The following is a 16,475-nucleotide window of genomic DNA, read 5'->3' on the forward strand; positions in this document are numbered from 1 at the left end:
AGTTGGGATAGCGCTTGATCGAGGTCGGCGATGAGGTCGTCGGGATCCTCCAGGCCCACATGCAGGCGCAGCATGGCGCCGCGCGGCTCGGGATCCGGCAGGGACCGCGCCGCGCCCAGATTGACGGGTATCACCAGGCTTTCGAAGCCGCCCCACGATGCGCCGATGCCGAACAGCCGCAGGCTGTTGATAAGTCGCTCGACAGCGTCGATGCCGGCCGCGGCGGCGAACTCCACCGTCAAGAGGCCATTCGCGCCGCTGCAATCGCGCAACCACAACGCATGGGAAGGATCGCCGGGCAGGGCCGGACATAGAACGCGCGCCACCTCGGGGCGGCTCAACAGGAAGTCCGCCACGCGCATGGCGCTGCGGGCGTGCTGCGCCATGCGCAAGGGCAGCGTGCGCATGCCGCGCAGCACCAGATACGCGTCATCGGCACCAACGGTCTGCCCCAGGTCCACGGTGGCGCGCTCCAGCGCATTCCAGGCGCGCGCGTTGGTGATCGCAGCGCCCATCATCACGTCGGCGTGCCCGCCCAGATACTTGGTGGCCGCCAGGATGGAGATGTCGGCGCCCAGCGTAAGGGGTTTGTGCAGCAATCCGGAGGCCCAGGTGTTATCCACAGCCAGCCAGCAATCATGGGCACGGGCCAACGCGGCCAGCGCCGGCAGATCCGGCATCTCATAAGTCAACGAGCCCGGCGATTCCGCATAGATCATGCGGGTTTCAGGACGGATGAGCGCTTCGATGCCAGCGCCGTCAGGCCGGTAGTACGTGTACGCGATGCCCAGCCGCGCCAGATGTTCCGCGCAGAAGCGGCGCACGGGCTCGTACACCGCATCCGTGATCAGCACGTGGTCCCCGGCGCGCAGGTAGGCCAGCAGCACGGTGGCGATTGCGGCCTGTCCGGTGGGATATAGCTTGGCGCGATAGCCCTCTTCCAGCTCCACCAACGCGTCTTCAAGCGCATGCGTGCTATCGGTGCCGCGCGCGCCGTAGGACGGCAGGCGCTCCTGGTCGCGGCGGCTGCGCGTGTCGCGCCAGGCCTGCACGCTGTCGAAGACGTAAGTGCTGGCGCGCGTGACGGGCGTATTGACCCAGCCGCGATGAGGGCGGCCGGCGCGCAACAGGCGCGTGGCGGACCGATAGGGCTTGTCCATGATCAGCGGCGCGTCTGCACGCCGATCGGCATGACTTTGCAGGTACCGGCAGCCAGATCGAACGCCAGGCGCTCGGTCAGCGTTTCCAGTGCGCGGCCATACATGTGCAGATGGCGGATGACGCTGTCGCCCTGGATTTCCACGGCGTGGATATCGTCCGGCATCAGCGCAATGCCCGTGCCGGGACCGACCACCACGGTGCCGGTCTTTTCTAGCCGGCCCACGCCGGGCACGGAGCCGTCGTCGCTGCGATCGTAGACGTAGTTGTATTCCACGCCTTCTACGGCCGCGATACAGGCCCAGGTCGTGTGGTTGTGCGGAACGATCTGCTTGCCGGGACGCATGACGTTCAGATAAAGCGCGTAGCTCTTGTCGGCGTCTTCGGCGATCAGGTAGCGGGCCTGGCGTTCGCCGTCTTCCGGAGCGGGATAGCGATCGGCGGCCCACCAGTCGGAGTGGCCGGCCAGGCCGATCAATTCATCCAGCACGGTTTGCAGGCTGTCGCGGTTCAGCCCCTTATTTCCTACAGTTTTTTTAATATTTTCGATGGCACTGGTGATGCCGACCTGATGAGGATGTGCGTTGCTCACTTTGTGTTTTCCCTATTTTCATGAGTTATGGCATTGAATGTATCCCCCCTCCTCACGCGGAACAATTTAAATTGCCTTAAGATTCCATTAGCATCTCTAATACTTCGTAGAGCACCATGCGCAATCTGGATCTGGACCTGCTCCGCACGCTGACCGCCATCGCCCGGCACGACACTTTCTCGGAAGCCGCCAACCGGCTGCACAAGACGCAGTCCGCCGTGACGCAGCAGATGCAGCGGCTGGAATCTCTCATCGGCCAGCCCTTGTTCGAGAAACAAGGCCGCAACAAGGTGCTCTCTTCGCATGGACGCCGCCTAGTGGAGTACGCCCGCCACATGCTGGCCATCAACGATGAGGCGCTGCGCGCCTTGCAAGACGGACCGCTGGAAGGCGACCTGAAGCTGGGCGCGCCTCTGGACGTGGCGGATTCGATCCTGCCCACGCTGCTGACGCACATCGCGCGTTCGGCGCCGCGCGTGAAACTGGAAATCCGCACGGACCGCAGCCCCTTCCTGATGGATGCCCTGCGCGCGGGCGAACTCGACCTGACGATATCCACGCGCTTCGACCAGGACTTCGAGGGCGTGGCGCTGCGCACTTCGCCCACGGTGTGGCTGGCCTCGGCCGACTACGTGCATGACATGCATGCGCCGGTGCCGCTGGTACTGGCCGATGAACCCAGCATCTTCCGCCGGCTGGCGCTCACGGCTCTGGAACAGGCGCGCGTGCGCTGGCACACCAACTACGTGGCGCCGACGCTGGTGGGGATCAAGGCGGCGCTGCGCGCCGGTTTAGGCGTCACCGCGCGCAGCGTGGAACTGCTGGGGCCCGAAATGCGCGTATTGGGAGAAAAGGAAGGATTGCCGCCCTTGCCCGACGTGACGTACTTCCTGTGGATAAGGCCTGACCTGATCAATCCGCTGACGCGGCAAGTCTACGAGATGCTCAAGACCAGCCTGCGGCTGGCGCAGCAGGGCGATGCGGCGGCCCAGCCGCCGCGCCTCAATAGCGGTCGAACAGATCCTGCAGGGCTGCCGGATCGCGCGTGACGGAAAGACCCAGCATCAGCAGGATGCGGGCTTTCTGTGGATTCAGGTCGCGCGCGGCAACAAACCCCAGGCGCGCGTCATCGAGTTCGACGTCGCGCGCCACGAAGCCGCTGCCCGTGCGGCTGGAGCGCACGACCGCCACGCCGTTGGCCGCGGCGCGGCTCAGGCCTTCAATGGCCAGATCGGTGGCGTTACCGTCGCCAACGCCGGCCAGCACGATGCCGTCGGCGGCATCGGCCAGGAAATCGATCAGATCGCCCTGCAGGTCGGCATGGGCATAGACAACATCCACGCGCGGCCAACCGGCCTTTTCCAGCAATGCGAGTGAAAACTCGCTTTCTACGGTGTGCGTCGTGGTGTTGCGCGAATAGAAGAATGGAACCCCGCCGTGCATGACGCCGGCGCGGCCGCGATTAGGCGAAGCGAACGCGCAGAGGCCAGCGCTGGCGATCTTCTGGATCTCGCGGGCGTAGTGCACGTCTTCGTTCATGATGACGAGCGGCCCGCGGGCGCGCGCCTCGGGATGGCGCGCCAGCGCCACCGCGTTGTACAGATTGGCCGGGCCTTCCGCGCCCAGGGCGGTGGCCGGACGCATGGCGCCCACCAGCACCACGGGCTTGTCGTGGCGTATCACCAGGCTCAGGAAGTACGCCGTTTCTTCCAGCGTATCGGTACCGTGCGTGATGACGATGCCCGCCACCGAGGCGTCGCGGCTCAGCGCATCCACGCGCTCGGCCAGCGCGCGCCAGACGGCGTGCGTCATGTTCTGGCTGCCGACGTTGGCAACCTGTTCGGCACGGATCTCGGCGATGCCCGCCAGTTGCGGCACGGCAGCCAACAGGTCGTTGACGGAGAACGAGCCGGCCTTGTAGCCGGCGGAGGTCGCGTCAGCCTGGGCGCCAGCGATCGTGCCGCCCGTCGCCAATACTGCGATGACAGGCAGCGCGCGCTCAGGCATCCACCACTCCGGACAGGCCTTGGCGCTCAAGCAGGGAATTCAGGTGTTCCCAGCCATGGAAGTCGATGACGATCTGGCCCTTTTCCTTGGCGCCCACTTTCAGCGCGACGCGCGTACCCAGATGGTCGGATAGCGCCTCTTCCAGGCGGGTCAGGTCGCGCGATGCGCCGTTGGCCTTCTTCTTGGGCGCAGCCGACGACTCCGCTTCCTTGGCGGTCTTGGCGACCAGCTTTTCGGCTTCACGCACCGACAGGCGGCGCGCGATGATCTGGTTGGCCAGCTGGATCTGCGTAGCCGCGTCCACGGCGAGCAGCGCGCGCGCATGGCCCATGTCCACATCGCCCGCCAGCAGCATGGTCTGCACGGCCGCCGCCAGGTTCAGGAGGCGCAGCAGGTTGCTGGTGGCCGAACGCGAACGGCCGATCGCTTGCGCGGCCTGTTCATGCGTCAGGCCGAATTCGTCGAGCAGCCGGCGCACGCCCTGCGCTTCTTCCAGCGGATTCAGGTCTTCGCGCTGGATGTTTTCAATCAGCGCCATGACGGCCGCGTTCTCGTCGGCCACTTCACGCACCAGCACCGGCACTTCCTTCAGGCCGGCAATCTGCGCAGCGCGGAAGCGCCGTTCGCCGGCAATGATTTCATAGTGGCCGGGCGCAGCTTCGCCCAGTGCGCGCACAAGAATGGGTTGCATGATGCCTTGTGTGCGGATCGATTCGGCCAGTTCGCCCAACGCGCCCTCGTCCATGCGCGTGCGCGGCTGATACTTGCCGGCGCGCATCTTCGAGACGGGCAAGGTGGACGGCGGACCCTCGGGCTTGGCGGCGGCAGCAGCCTTGCCGATGTTCTCGATGGCAGGCGCGTCGGCGCCGAGCAAGGCGTCCAGTCCGCGGCCCAATCCCTTGGGTTTCTTGGTGGCCATAATTAAATCCTCTTTCCTTCTGTTTTTGTATCCCGAGCCTGGCTCAGGCGTCCGTCTGCTCGGCGGGCAGGCGGTACCAATACGCGTAACAGTCTTTAAAACCGTAGCGGCCATACAAGGCGCGCGCGGCTATATTCTCCGGCTCAACCTGCAAATAGGCTGTCGTGGCGCCGCCGGCGGCGCCTGTTGCCAACAAGTGTTCAATCAGGGCGGCGGCGTAGCCTTTGCGCCGCTGCCCCGGGTCGGTGACGATATCGAACAGGCCCAGCAAGTCGCCGTCGCGGACGGCCAGGCCCGCGGCAACGCACTGCCCCGCCGCGTCGGTTGCCAGCACCGGCGAGATATCCACAGCCAGTCCTTGCAAGCGCGTCCGATGTTCGGCGATGTGCGCGGATTCCGAGTTGCGCATTGCCCCGACCGCCGCCGCGAAGCGTCCGGTATCGACAATATTGAAAAGCAGATCGCCCCGGACGCTGGGCCTGGGAGCGAGCGGCATGCACATGACTCGGGTCTCGTCGGTAAAGGTATAACCGCGGGACTCCAGTTCGGCGTCGAGGGAAAAATCGGGACCGATGGAGGTAATGCGCAGCACCATGGGCAAGCCATGGCGCGCATACAACGATGAACAATACGCCAGCCGCTCGTCCAACGGACGTGTGGATAACCCCAGCACATTGATACTGCGTGCGCGCTTGGCCGACGAAGGCGCGAACCGCACCAGCCAGCCATCGAAAAGCACCTGCGCACCGACCGCCGTCGCGTTCAGCGCGGCCTCTTCCAGACGCGTGCGCAGGCTGTCGCGCGCGTCGATGCGCGGCGTACCGGAGACTGGCATTTCGGTCTGGGAAAAGAGCGGAACGGCGGACATGGTTGCGGTCTACTTCAGATCCTTCTTCACGCGCTCGATCATTTCAGCGCCAAACGAGATATAGGCTTGCGCACCACGCGAGCCGCGGTCGTACACCACGCCGGGCATGCCGTAGCTGGGGGCTTCGGCCAGGCGCACGTTGCGCGGCACCACGGTCTTGAAAACCTTGTCGCCGAAATGTGCCTCGAGCTGCGCGGAGACCTGCTGTTGCAGGGTCATGCGCGGATCGAACATGACGCGCAGCAATCCGATGACGCGCAGGTCGTCGTTGATATTCCGGTGCACGCGCTTGATCGTGTTGACCAGGTCGGACAGGCCTTCCAGCGCGAAGTACTCGCACTGCATCGGAATGATGACGCCATGGGCGGCGGCCAGGCCGTTCAAGGTCAACAGCGACAGCGTGGGCGGGCAATCGATCAGCACGAAGTCGTACTGCGTGGCGACCGTGTCGATCGCGGCCTTCAACTGGCGCTCGCGTTGTTCCATCTGCACCAGGTCGATCTCGGCGCCAGATAGTTCGCGGTTGGCGGGCAACACGTCGTAGCCGCCCGACTCGGACTTCACGCGGGCCTGCTCGATGTTGGATTCGCCGATGAGCACCTGGTACAGGTTCGACTCGAGCGAGTTCTTGTCGATGCCGCTGCCCATCGTGGCATTGCCTTGCGGGTCCAGGTCCACCAGCAGCACACGTTGGTTGTGCGTGGCAAGGCCCGCCGCCAGATTGATGGCGGTCGTCGTCTTGCCCACACCGCCCTTCTGGTTGGCAATGCAGAAAATGCGGGCGGAGGTGCTGGGGGGTATGTTCTTCATAGGGTTCCTTGACTACGGCGCATCCAGATCAGGCAGCGTTCGGCCTGCAACTCAGGCACGCGCAACGGCTGGATGTGATCGACTTGCCATTCTCCGCGCGCATGCAGCGCCTGTATTTCGTCCTCGGGGACCTTGCCCTTCATGGCGACGAGGGTACCATCGTTGCGTACATGGCGACCTGCGAGTTGCGCAAAATCGTCCAAGGAAGCAAAGGCGCGTGACGTCACCACATTGCACTCGGCGGGCGGCAAGGTTTCGATACGCGCGTGGCTGGCCTGCAGATTGGGCAAGGCCAGCACGCCGCTCATCTGGCGCACGAATGCCGTCTTCTTTTCGACTGCGTCCACGCAGGTCACAGACCAATGGGGTCGCATGATCGCCAGAACGACGCCTGGCAAGCCGCCGCCCGATCCGACGTCGTAGACCTTGGCCGGCGTGTCCGAAGCGCCCAGCGCCTCGCTGAACGGTCCCACGGCGGCCAGGCTGTCGAACAGGTGCTGGATCAGCATCTGCTGCGGATCGCGGATGGCGGTGAGGTTATAGGTCCGGTTCCAGCGCTGCATCTGCGACAGATAGTTCAGCAGCTTGGCCATCGTGGCGGCGTCGGCGTCCAGCCCCAGTTGCTCGCATGCGCGAGACAGGCGGCCGGCCATGTCCGCGCCGGCCGTATCGGCGTACGCGCTCATGCCGCTTGCTTGCGCGAGCCGTAATGCAGGCGCTTCAGATGGATCAGCAGCAATGAAATTGCAGCGGGAGTGACGCCGGAGATACGCGCGGCCTGGCCGATGGTTTCCGGGCGATGCGACTTGAGCTTCTGGCGCACTTCGAACGACAGGCTGGTCACGGCATCGTAGTCGACATCAACGGGGATGGCCTGTTGTTCATGCGCGATCTGTTTCTGGACTTCGACCTGCTGGCGATCGATGTAGCCGGCGTACTTGACCTGGATCTCGACTTGCTCGGCCAGCACTTCGTCTTCCACCACGCCGGGGCCGGCCAGGAGCGAGCCGTCGGTATTGCGGGCAGCCATCAACGCTTCATAGGAAACATTGGGCCGTTTCAGCAGGTCTGAAAGTGAGTACTCACGTTCAATTGCCTTGCCCAGCAGAGGTTCCGCAACTTCGGCGGGAAGTATACGCGGATTCACCCAAGAGGATTTCAAACGTTCGACTTCCGCGGACACGGCGTCGCGCTTGCGATTGAAGGCATCCCAGCGCGCGTCATCCACAATCCCGAGGCGACGGCCGATTTCGGTCAGACGCAGATCGGCGTTGTCTTCGCGCAGGCTCAACCGGTATTCGGCCCGGGACGTAAACATGCGGTACGGCTCAGTCACGCCGCGCGTGACCAGGTCGTCGACCAACACGCCCAGATAAGCCTCATCGCGGCGCGGAGTCCATTGCTCCCGCTCCAGCGCGTACAGCGCGGCGTTGACGCCAGCGAGCAGCCCTTGGGCGGCCGCTTCTTCGTAGCCGGTCGTGCCGTTGATCTGTCCTGCGAAGTACAGGCCCGTGATCGCCTTGGTTTCCAGGGTGCTCTTCAATCCACGTGGATCGAAGTAGTCGTACTCGATGGCGTAGCCGGGGCGCAGGATGTGCGCATTTTCCAGGCCAGGCAAAGAATGGATCAGGGCCAACTGCACGTCGAACGGCAGGCTGGTCGACACGCCGTTCGGATAGACCTCGTGCGTATCCAACCCTTCGGGCTCCAGAAAGACCTGGTGCGACTCCTTGTCGGCAAAGCGATGGATCTTGTCTTCGATGGACGGGCAGTAACGCGGCCCCACCCCCTCGATCACTCCGCTGTACATCGGCGAGCGGTCCAGGCCGCCGCGGATGATGTCATGGGTACGGGCGTTGGTATGCGTGATCCAGCAAGGCAGCTGGCGCGGGTGCATGGCCACGCTGCCCATGTAGGAAAACACGGGAATCGGATTCAGATCGCCAGGCTGCTCTTCCAGGATGCTGTAGTTGATCGAGCGGCCATCGATGCGCGGCGGCGTGCCGGTCTTCAAGCGCCCTTGCGGCAAGGCCAGTTCCTTCAGGCGCTGCCCCAGGGAGATAGCGGGAGGATCGCCGGCACGGCCGCCCGAATAGTTCTGCAGGCCCACGTGAATCAGGCCATTCAGGAACGTACCCGCAGTCAGCACCACGGACTTGGCGCGGAACTTCAGACCGATCTGGGTAACGGCACCGACCACGCGATCGCCCTCCACCATCAGGTCTTCGACCGCCTGTTGGAACAACCAGAGGTTTGGCTGGCTTTCCAGGCGGCCACGGATAGCCTTGCGGTACAGCACCCGATCAGCCTGAGCGCGCGTAGCGCGAACTGCTGGCCCCTTCGATCCATTGAGGATGCGGAATTGAATCCCCGATTCATCCGTCGCCAAGGCCATCGCGCCACCCAGGGCGTCGACTTCTTTGACAAGGTGGCCCTTGCCGATCCCGCCAATGGAGGGATTGCAAGACATTTGGCCTAGGGTTTCGATGTTGTGCGTCAGCAGCAGCGTCTGGGCGCCGGCACGGGCGGCAGCCAGCGCAGCTTCGGTGCCGGCGTGGCCGCCACCGACGACGATGACATCGAATTCGCGGGGATAGTCCATGATGGGGGGGAAGGTAAGAGAGCGTTCGGTGCTCATTATAGAGGCAGGGATTGCATGTTTCACGTGAAACATGCTTCGGCGCAGCTTGAACCTGGTTAGGGCCGAGGCGCCGTCGGCAAAAGGCAACTTCAGAAGCCCGTGAGGGGTGAATATGTCGGCATTTGCCACTGCTTTGCCCATTGTGTTTCACGTGAAACGTCGTACTTTTCGAAGCTGATCACCTCCTACCCGGGCGTGCCACCAAATTCGTCGGCATCAGAATCTCTCCCATCCATGTACCTCTGTATTGGATGAAATTCGCCATAAGGGGGTAGAGGATGAGCGGACATGTTCCACGTGAAACATGTCAGAACTCCCAGCATGGTTCCTGTATGAATGCACCCTGCCCACTGCCTCGAGTACTTGGTCATTTCTTATCAAAGTGCTGGACCGGCGAATGTTCCACGTGAAACAGATACCCTTTGCGCGGTGCCGCGCCAGGTACCGCAGTCGCCCTCTCCTTCAAACAAAGAGTTCATGCTTTCCCATCACAGGCCAGCGACGGCCGGGCATCGTACAGCTCATCGGTTGGATGAGTCATGCCTGCTTTTTGAGCATCTCACACGTACATTCCTATTCCCTACACCTCCGATGTTTCACGTGAAACATTGCTTCTCTGCACCGCTGGCGATGAACGTTTCACGTGAAACGTTCATCGTTAAGTGGGCGAATAGCGGCAAGAGGTCTGTTCCACACTCGAGAATGTTCCACGTGAAACACAAGGGCAGGACCCGCGTGGATAGAAATACAGGCAGACGTTCGAACCTCGTCATACGAACCTAACCCAACTTCCTACCAATCATTCGGCTCACGAAATCCTCAAATTTCAATCTTCCAAAGGTTCATTCAAAAGAAAGCAATTTTCCAACCCCTACCCTACCCCTTACCCAAATCAAAGACACTTTTTCGTGTTTCACGTGAAACTAAAGCGCTGACAGGTGTCGAAAGCGCGCCACTTATCGGTAGTGGAATCCATGCGCACGACTTCTACTACGACGTCAGTCCCTTGATAAGAAATCGTCCTGTCGGATTTGCGCTTATCCATCCCAGCATCAAAACTGGCTAGTACCTGAAATGCCCGGCTCCGCCTATTAGCAAAGCGCGGGTTGTACACGTCCTATCTCGGCCTGAGGCGATATCTTTCGCTCAAGGCGACAACTCGGGATAACTCGGAAGTCACATATCGAGGGGAAAAAAATCGCGGCAGAGCCCCTCGGATACTGCACAGTGTTATCAACAGCTAGCAGATCCGATAGCTACCGACCTTCGCGGTTTCACGTGGAACAACTCTGGGGATAAGTCATTGCAGGCCAGTGCGTCGCGGGCCGCAAAACGGCTGTGGCTGACGAGCTCGGCAAAGTGCCAAGAAGTATGAAAAAGCACAAATGCCCAACTGTCTTCTCTATGGCAGCAATCGATTATTTCTATTTTGGATGCTTGCCAAGCTTGGGAAAAGTACCGATCAAACTAATGCAATAGTGGCGCAAAAAACCGTGGAAAACTATGTGGATAAGATCGTCGTCACTGCCACAACGAATTTTCGAAAACCCACCATGACGACATTCGCCCTTGAATGTGGCCAGGAACTCTACCGCCGTATTCAGGTCCAAATACCGCACAAAATGGTGGAAGCGGATTATTCACAAAGCTATCCACAGATTTGAACCCTGCGGCCTCCCACTACGCGTACACCGTCGACCACGCCGCACGGATTCATTGACCGGACAACCATCTTGCCCGTCCGCGGTAACCCGCGCCATCATCCTTATGGGTGAGACCCGGCCTTTCATGTGAAACCCTGTGGAAAACTCGCCGAGCGGGAATTCAGACGCACCCATGTATTGACCGCAGTGCCCTCGATCCGGTTCCGCCCACGCAGTCCCAAGTCGCGCACAGAGCTCTGGATATCTTCACCCCGCCCTATCTTTCGGACCCTATCCCCATTTCTATCCACAGGCACTTAAGCCGCCTCAGGGCACCAAAGGGTGTAATTCTGTGCATAACCGGGATGGGGATATCTTTGTGAACAACCGCCCACCATCCGAGCAAAAACGGGCCAGAGCGGCCTCAGAACAATATGGCGCCGCCGCCCCGATGCCGCCTGAGATTCACTTCAATATCGCCTTAAATGCCTGTATTTCCTAGGGAAAGGCCATGTTGAAGCGTAGCTATCACGGCTAAGCCAACTAAACCAAAGCAGCGCAGCCACTCCGCGACAGCGTTCCAAGAAAGACGGGATAACTGTGCAAAACCCGGGTACCGAGATGCAATTGCTTCATTGCTGAGCAAGAAAATACTCATACCCGAAAATAATTATCCACAAACTTATCCACGGGCAGAGAATATGTTAGTGAATACTAACTACCCGAGTGGAGCAAGCAGAGCAGGCGCAGGCGCAGGCCCCAAATGAAACAACGCCCCAGACCTTCCGGTCTTGGGGCGTTGTAGCCAGGCCGAGCCTGGCGGACGGGAAATTGGGATTTCCCGATTTAGAGCGGGCGAATTTCGGCCGCTTGAGGTCCTTTCGGACCATCCTTGACTTCGAATTCGACTTCCTGGCCTTCGTTCAGGCTGCGATAGCCGCGGCCCTGGATAGCGGAAAAGTGTGCGAAAACATCGGTACCACCAACGTCCGGCGTGATGAAACCGTAACCCTTGTCAGCGTTGAACCACTTAACTTTGCCCTTCTGAGCCATTTTTTCTAGCGTCCTGTAATTAACTCGAAATGCAATGAATCAAGGACGCCGTGAGAACTGAACGACCGGTAGTAGTACCTGCGTTGCTGCTGCGTTCCCGCTTTCCGCCTAGCTGCAGAACGAGTCCGCGCGCTGCTTGAATCAACTGCGTAATCAGCATACTCAGCACGCATTACAGACTCATATAGTTGTTTACCCCAATGTCGTATTTTTAATACTGGGTCTCGTTCCGCTAGGGTTTACGACTCTGCCGGCGCGCCATGAATGCGTAGATCGGACCAGTCACAATCACCACAAAAACCATGCGCGTAACGTGGAAGGCGGTGACCACAGGAACCCCTAGCTGCAGCACTTTGGCCGTGATCGCCATCTCGGCAATGCCACCCGGCGTAGTACCGAGAATCAACGTGGGAATGGGAGCGGCGGACCATAGCGACAGCAAGGCACCCAGACCAAACGCAAGCGCCAGCGCAGCCACCGTAAAGCCGGCCACAGCCCCAATGAAACGCGGCGCGGCCCGAAAGAAATCCGGCCGATAGCGATCGCCCAGCGACCAGCCTATCAGCAACTGGCCAATCTTCGGCACGTAGTCTGGCAAGGCCGACAGCTCGATGCCATTGGCCGTCAGGATCATTGCGACCGACATCGGGCCCAGCACCCAGGGATTCGGCAGCCGCAGCTTCATGAAGGCAGCGCCGCCGACGCAGGTCAGCGTAACCAGTGCCGCCAGCCCCCAAGCATGGACCACTTTGGGTCCAGGAATCGTGGGATCCAGCCCTGCCACGCCCCACCACTGGAAGATGAAGGGCACGGCGACCACCACCATCAGCACGCGCACGCTATGCGCCGTCGCCACCCGATCTATGCGCGCTCCGTGGCGCTCGGCCAGGTTCGCCATTTCGCTCGCTCCGCCGATGGCGGACGAAAACCAGGCCGTCTTGAAATCTACATCGGTGTAGCGGCGCAGGATCGCCGTGCCCATGAAGGCCAGGCCCAACGCGAACAACATCCCGACGATGATAGGTCCGGCGTTGCTGCCTATGTGGCCAATCACCTGCGGCGTGAAGTAAAGGCCCAAGGAAGTACCGATGACCCACTGGCCCGCATTGCGCGCCGGCCTCGGACACGCGGTGCCCAAACCCGCAATGCGCGTAGCTGCGGTCACCAGCAACGCGCCCAGCATCCACGGCAGCGGGATGTGCGCCCATAACGCCAATAATGCGCCAGCCAATGCCAGCGCCAAACCGCCCAACACCCTCCACAACATGTTCTGACCCACGATACCGCCGCACCTTAAGCTCATGTGAAAACCGAATTATGAGTTAGTGGGATACTTACGAAAACTCTCTCTGCTAGCAACGTTCACTCTCGCGTCCACCATGATCCGATCCAAACTTCCCGACGTTGGCACCACCATCTTCACCGTGATGAGCCGCCTGGCCATCGACCACAAAGCCATCAACCTGGGCCAGGGCTTTCCCGACTTCGACCCCGATCCCGCCTTGTGCGCCCTCGTGTCCAAGGCCATGGCCGACGGCCACAACCAGTATCCCTACATGCCAGGCGTGGCGCCCTTGCGCGAAGCCATCGCTGCCAAGACGCGCGAACTCTATGGCCATGCCTACGATCCGGAAACCGAGATCACCGTCACCAGCGGCGCGACCGAAGCGTTGATGGCAACCGTGCTGGCCGCCGTAGGTAGCGGCGACGAAGTCGTCGTCATCGAACCTTGCTACGATTCCTATCTGCCGGCGATCCGGCTGGCAGGCGGCACTGCCGTGCCGGTGCCGCTGCGCGCGCCCACCGAGGCTGATCCCTACTACCGCATCGATTGGCAGCGTGTGCGCGATGCCATCACGTCCAAGACCCGCCTGTTGATGCTGAACTTTCCGCACAACCCGACCGGCGCGGTGTTGGATGACGGCGACCTGGACGCGCTGGAAGCCATCGTGCGCGACACGGGCGTGCTGCTGGTGTCCGACGAGGTCTACGAGCACATTGTGTTCGATGGCAAGCCGCATGCCAGCGTGGCGCGCCGCCCTTTGCTGGCCGAGCATGCCTTCGTGATCTCGTCCTTCGGCAAAACCTATCACACCACCGGCTGGAAGATCGGCTATTGCTGCGCGCCGCGTCAGCTCAGCGCCGAATTGCGCAAGGTGCATCAATTCATGGTGTTCACCGTACCCTCGCCCATGCAGTTCGCGCTGGCCGAGTTCATGCGCGATCCCAAGCCTTACCTCGACCTGCCCGCCTTCTATCAGGCCAAGCGCGACCGCCTCGCTCAAGGGCTGGCCAAGACCCGATTCCGCCCCCTGCCCAGCCCGGGCACATTTTTCCTGCTGGCGGACTACAGCCAGATTTCCAAACAGAACGAGGCCGACTTCGCGCGCGATCTGACGGTGAACCATGGCGTCACGGTGATACCGGTATCGGCGTTCTATCGCCAGCCCGATGCCGCCGAATCGAACCACCGCATCGTGCGTTTCTGCTTCGCAAAAAAAGACGCGACGCTCGATTCGGCCCTGGAGCGTCTGGCGCAGGTTTGACGCCCTCTACTCAATACTCCATGGTGGATTGAATTTTCTCGCTGGCTCTATATACAAGCGTTCCAGTTGAAAAACATGAATAAAAGCTCGCATTAAAGATAGAGCCGATTCAAAGCGGATTCACGAAAAAAAAGGGCGCCCATAAGGCGCCCTATGCAATTCCCGAACCAGATCCCGCAGCGCGGCTGTTGCCCTTTACAACAGCCGCGCCGCCATGGAATCAGGCCGGACCAGCGGCAAGCTCTTTCGCTTTGCGCATGCGGCGCATGATTTGCGGCACGACCACGACAGCGGCCGCCCCCACCCACATCGCAATCGACACCGGGCTGGCGAACAGCACGCCGACATCACCATCGGTCATCGACAGGGCGCGGCGCAGGTTCTGCTCCATCATGTTGCCCAAGACCACGCCCAGTACCAGCGGGGCCATCGGCACACCGAACTTGCGCAAGAAGTAGCCCAGCGCGCCTATGCCCGCCACCAGCAGCAAATCGAAGGTGCCCGCGTTGATGGCGTAGACGCCGATGTAGCTGATGCACAAGATGCCAGGCACCATCAGCCATCCCGGCACCGACAGCACCTTGGCGAAGAAGCGCACCAGCGGCACGTTCATGACGAACAGCAGCACGTTGGCCACGAACAGCGACGCGATCAAGCCCCACACCAGCTCGGGCTTGGTGTCGAACAGCACCGGACCCGGGGTGATGTTGTAGAGCGTCAGCGCACCCATCATCACGGCAGTGGTACCCGAACCGGGCACGCCCAGCGTCAGCATCGGCACGAACGAGCCGATGGCCGATGCCGTGGCGGCGGCTTCCGGCGCGACCAGGCCGCGCATGTCGCCCTTGCCGAACTTTGCGTCCGGATCCTTGGCTTCGATGATGCGCTTTTCCTGCGAGTACGCCACGGCCGCGGCCACGCTGGCGCCGGCGCCGGGCAACACGCCCACGCCAAAGCCTACCAGCGAGCTGCGCACCACGCTCCACCAGGTGAGCGCCATTTCCTTCAGGTTGAAGAGCTTGCGGCCGCTGGGCTTGACCTCGACGCTATGGCCGGACATGACCTTTTCCAGCATTTCCAGCATCTCGCTGACCGCGAACAGCGCAATCACCACCACCACGAACTCGATGCCGTCGGCCAGATGCACCGATTCAAAGGTGTAGCGATAGACGCCGGAGTTCGCGTCCACGCCGACCACCGAAATCGACAGGCCTATCATCGCCGCCAGCACGCCCTTGACGGGCTGTTTGCCCAGCAGGCTGGTCAGGCAGCAGAACGCGAAAATCATCAACACGAAGTACTCGGCAGGACCAAAGGCCAACGCCCACTTGGCCAGCAACGGCGCGAGCAGGATGATGCCCACGACCGACACGATGGCGCCGAAGAACGCAGACCAGGCGGAGAGCGACAGCGCAACGCTGGCCATGCCCTGCCGCGCCAGCGGATAGCCATCCAGCGTCGTCATGATGGCGCTGGCCTCGCCTGGCACGTTCAACAGGATGGCGGTGATGCGGCCACCGTACTCGGCGCCCACATAGACGGCAGCCAACAGAATCAGCGCGGTCTCGGGCGGCAAGTTCATGGCAAACGCGATCGGGATCAGCATCGCCACGCCGTTGACCGGTCCCAGGCCGGGCAATACGCCCACCATGGTCCCGATGAACGAACCGATCATGGCCACCAGCACGTTGGTCAGCGAAAAGGCGACGCCGAAGCCTATCGCCAAGTGATCAAGAATGCCGCTCATATCAGGGTCTCCAGCAAACCGGTAGGCAGGACCACGTCCAGCACCTTGTCGAACAGCAAGAAAAACAGCACGCTCATGACGGCGCCGCCGATGGCGCACTTGATCCAGCCGCCTCCGAACAGGCGGCCGACGAATATCGTCATCAAAGTGGTCGCGATCACGAAACCCAGCCACTGGAACAGGAAGGCATACGCCACCGCGAATGCCATCATCAGCGCGATGCGGGCATTGGCGCCGGGCGGATTGGCCTCGACCTGATGACCGCCCTTGTAGACCAGCCACAGGCCGCACACGCCGATGATCAGCGCCAGCAGCAAGGGAAAGGCGCGCGGGCCCACCGGTTCATAGGCGAAGGGGGCTTCGATTCCCCAACCCGCCGCGGTCATGAAGGCGGCCAGCGCCAGCGCCGCCACACCCAGTATTCGATCGTTCATGATCACTTTTCCGTTGTAGTCGCATCGCGCGGCGCAGCGCTCCCCTGCCGCCGCGGC

General features: G+C 61.6%; 14 protein-coding genes and 1 pseudogene. 3 read left to right on the forward strand and 12 right to left on the reverse strand.

Going from position 1 to position 16,475, the window contains the following annotated elements; genetic code table 11:
- Nucleotides 1-65: 65 nt before the first annotated feature.
- Nucleotides 66-1,160: pseudogene (gene metC, locus IAG39_RS31265) on the reverse strand (cystathionine beta-lyase); the annotation flags it as partial.
- 2 nt (nt 1,161-1,162) lie between these two features.
- Nucleotides 1,163-1,750, reverse strand: coding sequence for a cysteine dioxygenase family protein (locus IAG39_RS31270; RefSeq protein WP_118932720.1), 588 nt, complete (start codon nt 1,748-1,750; stop codon nt 1,163-1,165).
- A gap of 116 nt (nt 1,751-1,866) precedes the next feature.
- Here IAG39_RS31270 and IAG39_RS31275 point away from each other — a divergent pair, with 116 nt between their 5' ends.
- Nucleotides 1,867-2,799, forward strand: a complete 933-nt coding sequence (locus IAG39_RS31275) for a LysR substrate-binding domain-containing protein (protein ID WP_118932721.1) — start codon at nt 1,867-1,869, stop codon at nt 2,797-2,799.
- Here IAG39_RS31275 and IAG39_RS31280 read toward each other — a convergent pair.
- From IAG39_RS31280 to mnmG, 6 genes are read right to left on the reverse strand one after another with little or no spacing between them, the layout of a single operon-like run.
- The gene (locus IAG39_RS31280; RefSeq protein WP_118932722.1) at nt 2,753-3,757 is read right to left on the reverse strand and encodes an asparaginase; all 1,005 of its coding nucleotides are present in this window, start codon (nt 3,755-3,757) and stop codon (nt 2,753-2,755) included. The two genes, IAG39_RS31275 and IAG39_RS31280, sit on opposite strands and share 47 nt — an antisense overlap.
- A complete protein-coding gene (locus IAG39_RS31285; RefSeq protein ID WP_059376259.1) occupies nt 3,750-4,676 on the reverse strand; it encodes a ParB/RepB/Spo0J family partition protein in 927 nt (308 codons plus the stop codon). Before IAG39_RS31285 ends, IAG39_RS31280 begins: the two co-directional genes overlap by 8 nt.
- Nucleotides 4,677-4,719: 43 nt before the next feature.
- On the reverse strand, nt 4,720-5,544 hold the full coding sequence (locus IAG39_RS31290) for a GNAT family N-acetyltransferase (protein ID WP_118932723.1): 825 nt from the start codon (nt 5,542-5,544) through the stop codon (nt 4,720-4,722).
- 9 nt (nt 5,545-5,553) lie between these two features.
- The gene (locus tag IAG39_RS31295) at nt 5,554-6,354 is read right to left on the reverse strand and encodes a ParA family protein (protein WP_059376264.1); all 801 of its coding nucleotides are present in this window, start codon (nt 6,352-6,354) and stop codon (nt 5,554-5,556) included.
- Nucleotides 6,351-7,040: a 16S rRNA (guanine(527)-N(7))-methyltransferase RsmG gene (gene rsmG / locus IAG39_RS31300; protein WP_059376266.1), complete on the reverse strand. Its 690-nt coding sequence runs from the start codon at nt 7,038-7,040 to the stop codon at nt 6,351-6,353. The genes IAG39_RS31295 and rsmG overlap by 4 nt, the downstream gene beginning before the upstream one ends.
- Entirely contained in the window at nt 7,037-8,956 is a 1,920-nt protein-coding gene (gene mnmG, locus IAG39_RS31305) for a tRNA uridine-5-carboxymethylaminomethyl(34) synthesis enzyme MnmG (RefSeq protein WP_118932724.1), read from the reverse strand. The genes rsmG and mnmG overlap by 4 nt, the downstream gene beginning before the upstream one ends.
- A 1,424-nt stretch (nt 8,957-10,380) precedes the next feature.
- Between mnmG and IAG39_RS31310 the strand changes: the two genes are divergently transcribed.
- Nucleotides 10,381-10,659: a hypothetical protein gene (locus tag IAG39_RS31310; RefSeq protein WP_124260364.1), complete on the forward strand. Its 279-nt coding sequence runs from the start codon at nt 10,381-10,383 to the stop codon at nt 10,657-10,659.
- A gap of 825 nt (nt 10,660-11,484) precedes the next feature.
- Here the strand turns inward: IAG39_RS31310 and IAG39_RS31315 are convergent.
- Nucleotides 11,485-11,691, reverse strand: a complete 207-nt coding sequence (locus IAG39_RS31315; RefSeq protein WP_006216596.1) for a cold-shock protein — start codon at nt 11,689-11,691, stop codon at nt 11,485-11,487.
- Between the two features lie 232 nt (nt 11,692-11,923).
- Entirely contained in the window at nt 11,924-12,994 is a 1,071-nt protein-coding gene (locus IAG39_RS31320) for an AbrB family transcriptional regulator (RefSeq protein ID WP_059376274.1), read from the reverse strand.
- Nucleotides 12,995-13,070: 76 nt separating this feature from the next.
- Here IAG39_RS31320 and IAG39_RS31325 point away from each other — a divergent pair, with 76 nt between their 5' ends.
- Nucleotides 13,071-14,237, forward strand: coding sequence for a pyridoxal phosphate-dependent aminotransferase (locus IAG39_RS31325; protein ID WP_118932725.1), 1,167 nt, complete (start codon nt 13,071-13,073; stop codon nt 14,235-14,237).
- Nucleotides 14,238-14,457: 220 nt separating this feature from the next.
- Here IAG39_RS31325 and IAG39_RS31330 read toward each other — a convergent pair whose 3' ends face one another.
- Together IAG39_RS31330 and IAG39_RS31335 are read right to left on the reverse strand one after the other, a co-directional pair.
- A complete protein-coding gene (locus tag IAG39_RS31330) occupies nt 14,458-15,984 on the reverse strand; it encodes a tripartite tricarboxylate transporter permease (protein ID WP_059376280.1) in 1,527 nt (508 codons plus the stop codon).
- Nucleotides 15,981-16,418, reverse strand: coding sequence for a tripartite tricarboxylate transporter TctB family protein (locus tag IAG39_RS31335; protein WP_059376281.1), 438 nt, complete (start codon nt 16,416-16,418; stop codon nt 15,981-15,983). Before IAG39_RS31335 ends, IAG39_RS31330 begins: the two co-directional genes overlap by 4 nt.
- Between the last annotated feature and the right edge of the window lie 57 nt (nt 16,419-16,475).

Origin of the sequence: Achromobacter xylosoxidans (genome assembly GCF_014490035.1) — a bacterium.
Taxonomy (GTDB): domain Bacteria; phylum Pseudomonadota; class Gammaproteobacteria; order Burkholderiales; family Burkholderiaceae_B; genus Achromobacter; species Achromobacter bronchisepticus_A.

Coding starts and splice junctions, on each gene's coding strand:
- IAG39_RS31335 (WP_059376281.1), bottom strand. CDS start 16,418: ATGAACGATCGAATACTGGGTGTGGCGGCGCTGGCGCTGGCCGCCTTC.
- IAG39_RS31325 (WP_118932725.1), top strand. CDS start 13,071: ATGATCCGATCCAAACTTCCCGACGTTGGCACCACCATCTTCACCGTG.
- IAG39_RS31275 (WP_118932721.1), top strand. CDS start 1,867: ATGCGCAATCTGGATCTGGACCTGCTCCGCACGCTGACCGCCATCGCC.
- IAG39_RS31295 (WP_059376264.1), bottom strand. CDS start 6,354: ATGAAGAACATACCCCCCAGCACCTCCGCCCGCATTTTCTGCATTGCC.
- rsmG (WP_059376266.1), bottom strand. CDS start 7,040: ATGAGCGCGTACGCCGATACGGCCGGCGCGGACATGGCCGGCCGCCTG.
- IAG39_RS31320 (WP_059376274.1), bottom strand. CDS start 12,994: ATGAGCTTAAGGTGCGGCGGTATCGTGGGTCAGAACATGTTGTGGAGG.
- mnmG (WP_118932724.1), bottom strand. CDS start 8,956: ATGGACTATCCCCGCGAATTCGATGTCATCGTCGTCGGTGGCGGCCAC.
- IAG39_RS31285 (WP_059376259.1), bottom strand. CDS start 4,676: ATGGCCACCAAGAAACCCAAGGGATTGGGCCGCGGACTGGACGCCTTG.
- IAG39_RS31315 (WP_006216596.1), bottom strand. CDS start 11,691: ATGGCTCAGAAGGGCAAAGTTAAGTGGTTCAACGCTGACAAGGGTTAC.
- IAG39_RS31290 (WP_118932723.1), bottom strand. CDS start 5,544: ATGTCCGCCGTTCCGCTCTTTTCCCAGACCGAAATGCCAGTCTCCGGT.
- IAG39_RS31280 (WP_118932722.1), bottom strand. CDS start 3,757: ATGCCTGAGCGCGCGCTGCCTGTCATCGCAGTATTGGCGACGGGCGGC.
- IAG39_RS31330 (WP_059376280.1), bottom strand. CDS start 15,984: ATGAGCGGCATTCTTGATCACTTGGCGATAGGCTTCGGCGTCGCCTTT.
- IAG39_RS31310 (WP_124260364.1), top strand. CDS start 10,381: ATGCCCAACTGTCTTCTCTATGGCAGCAATCGATTATTTCTATTTTGG.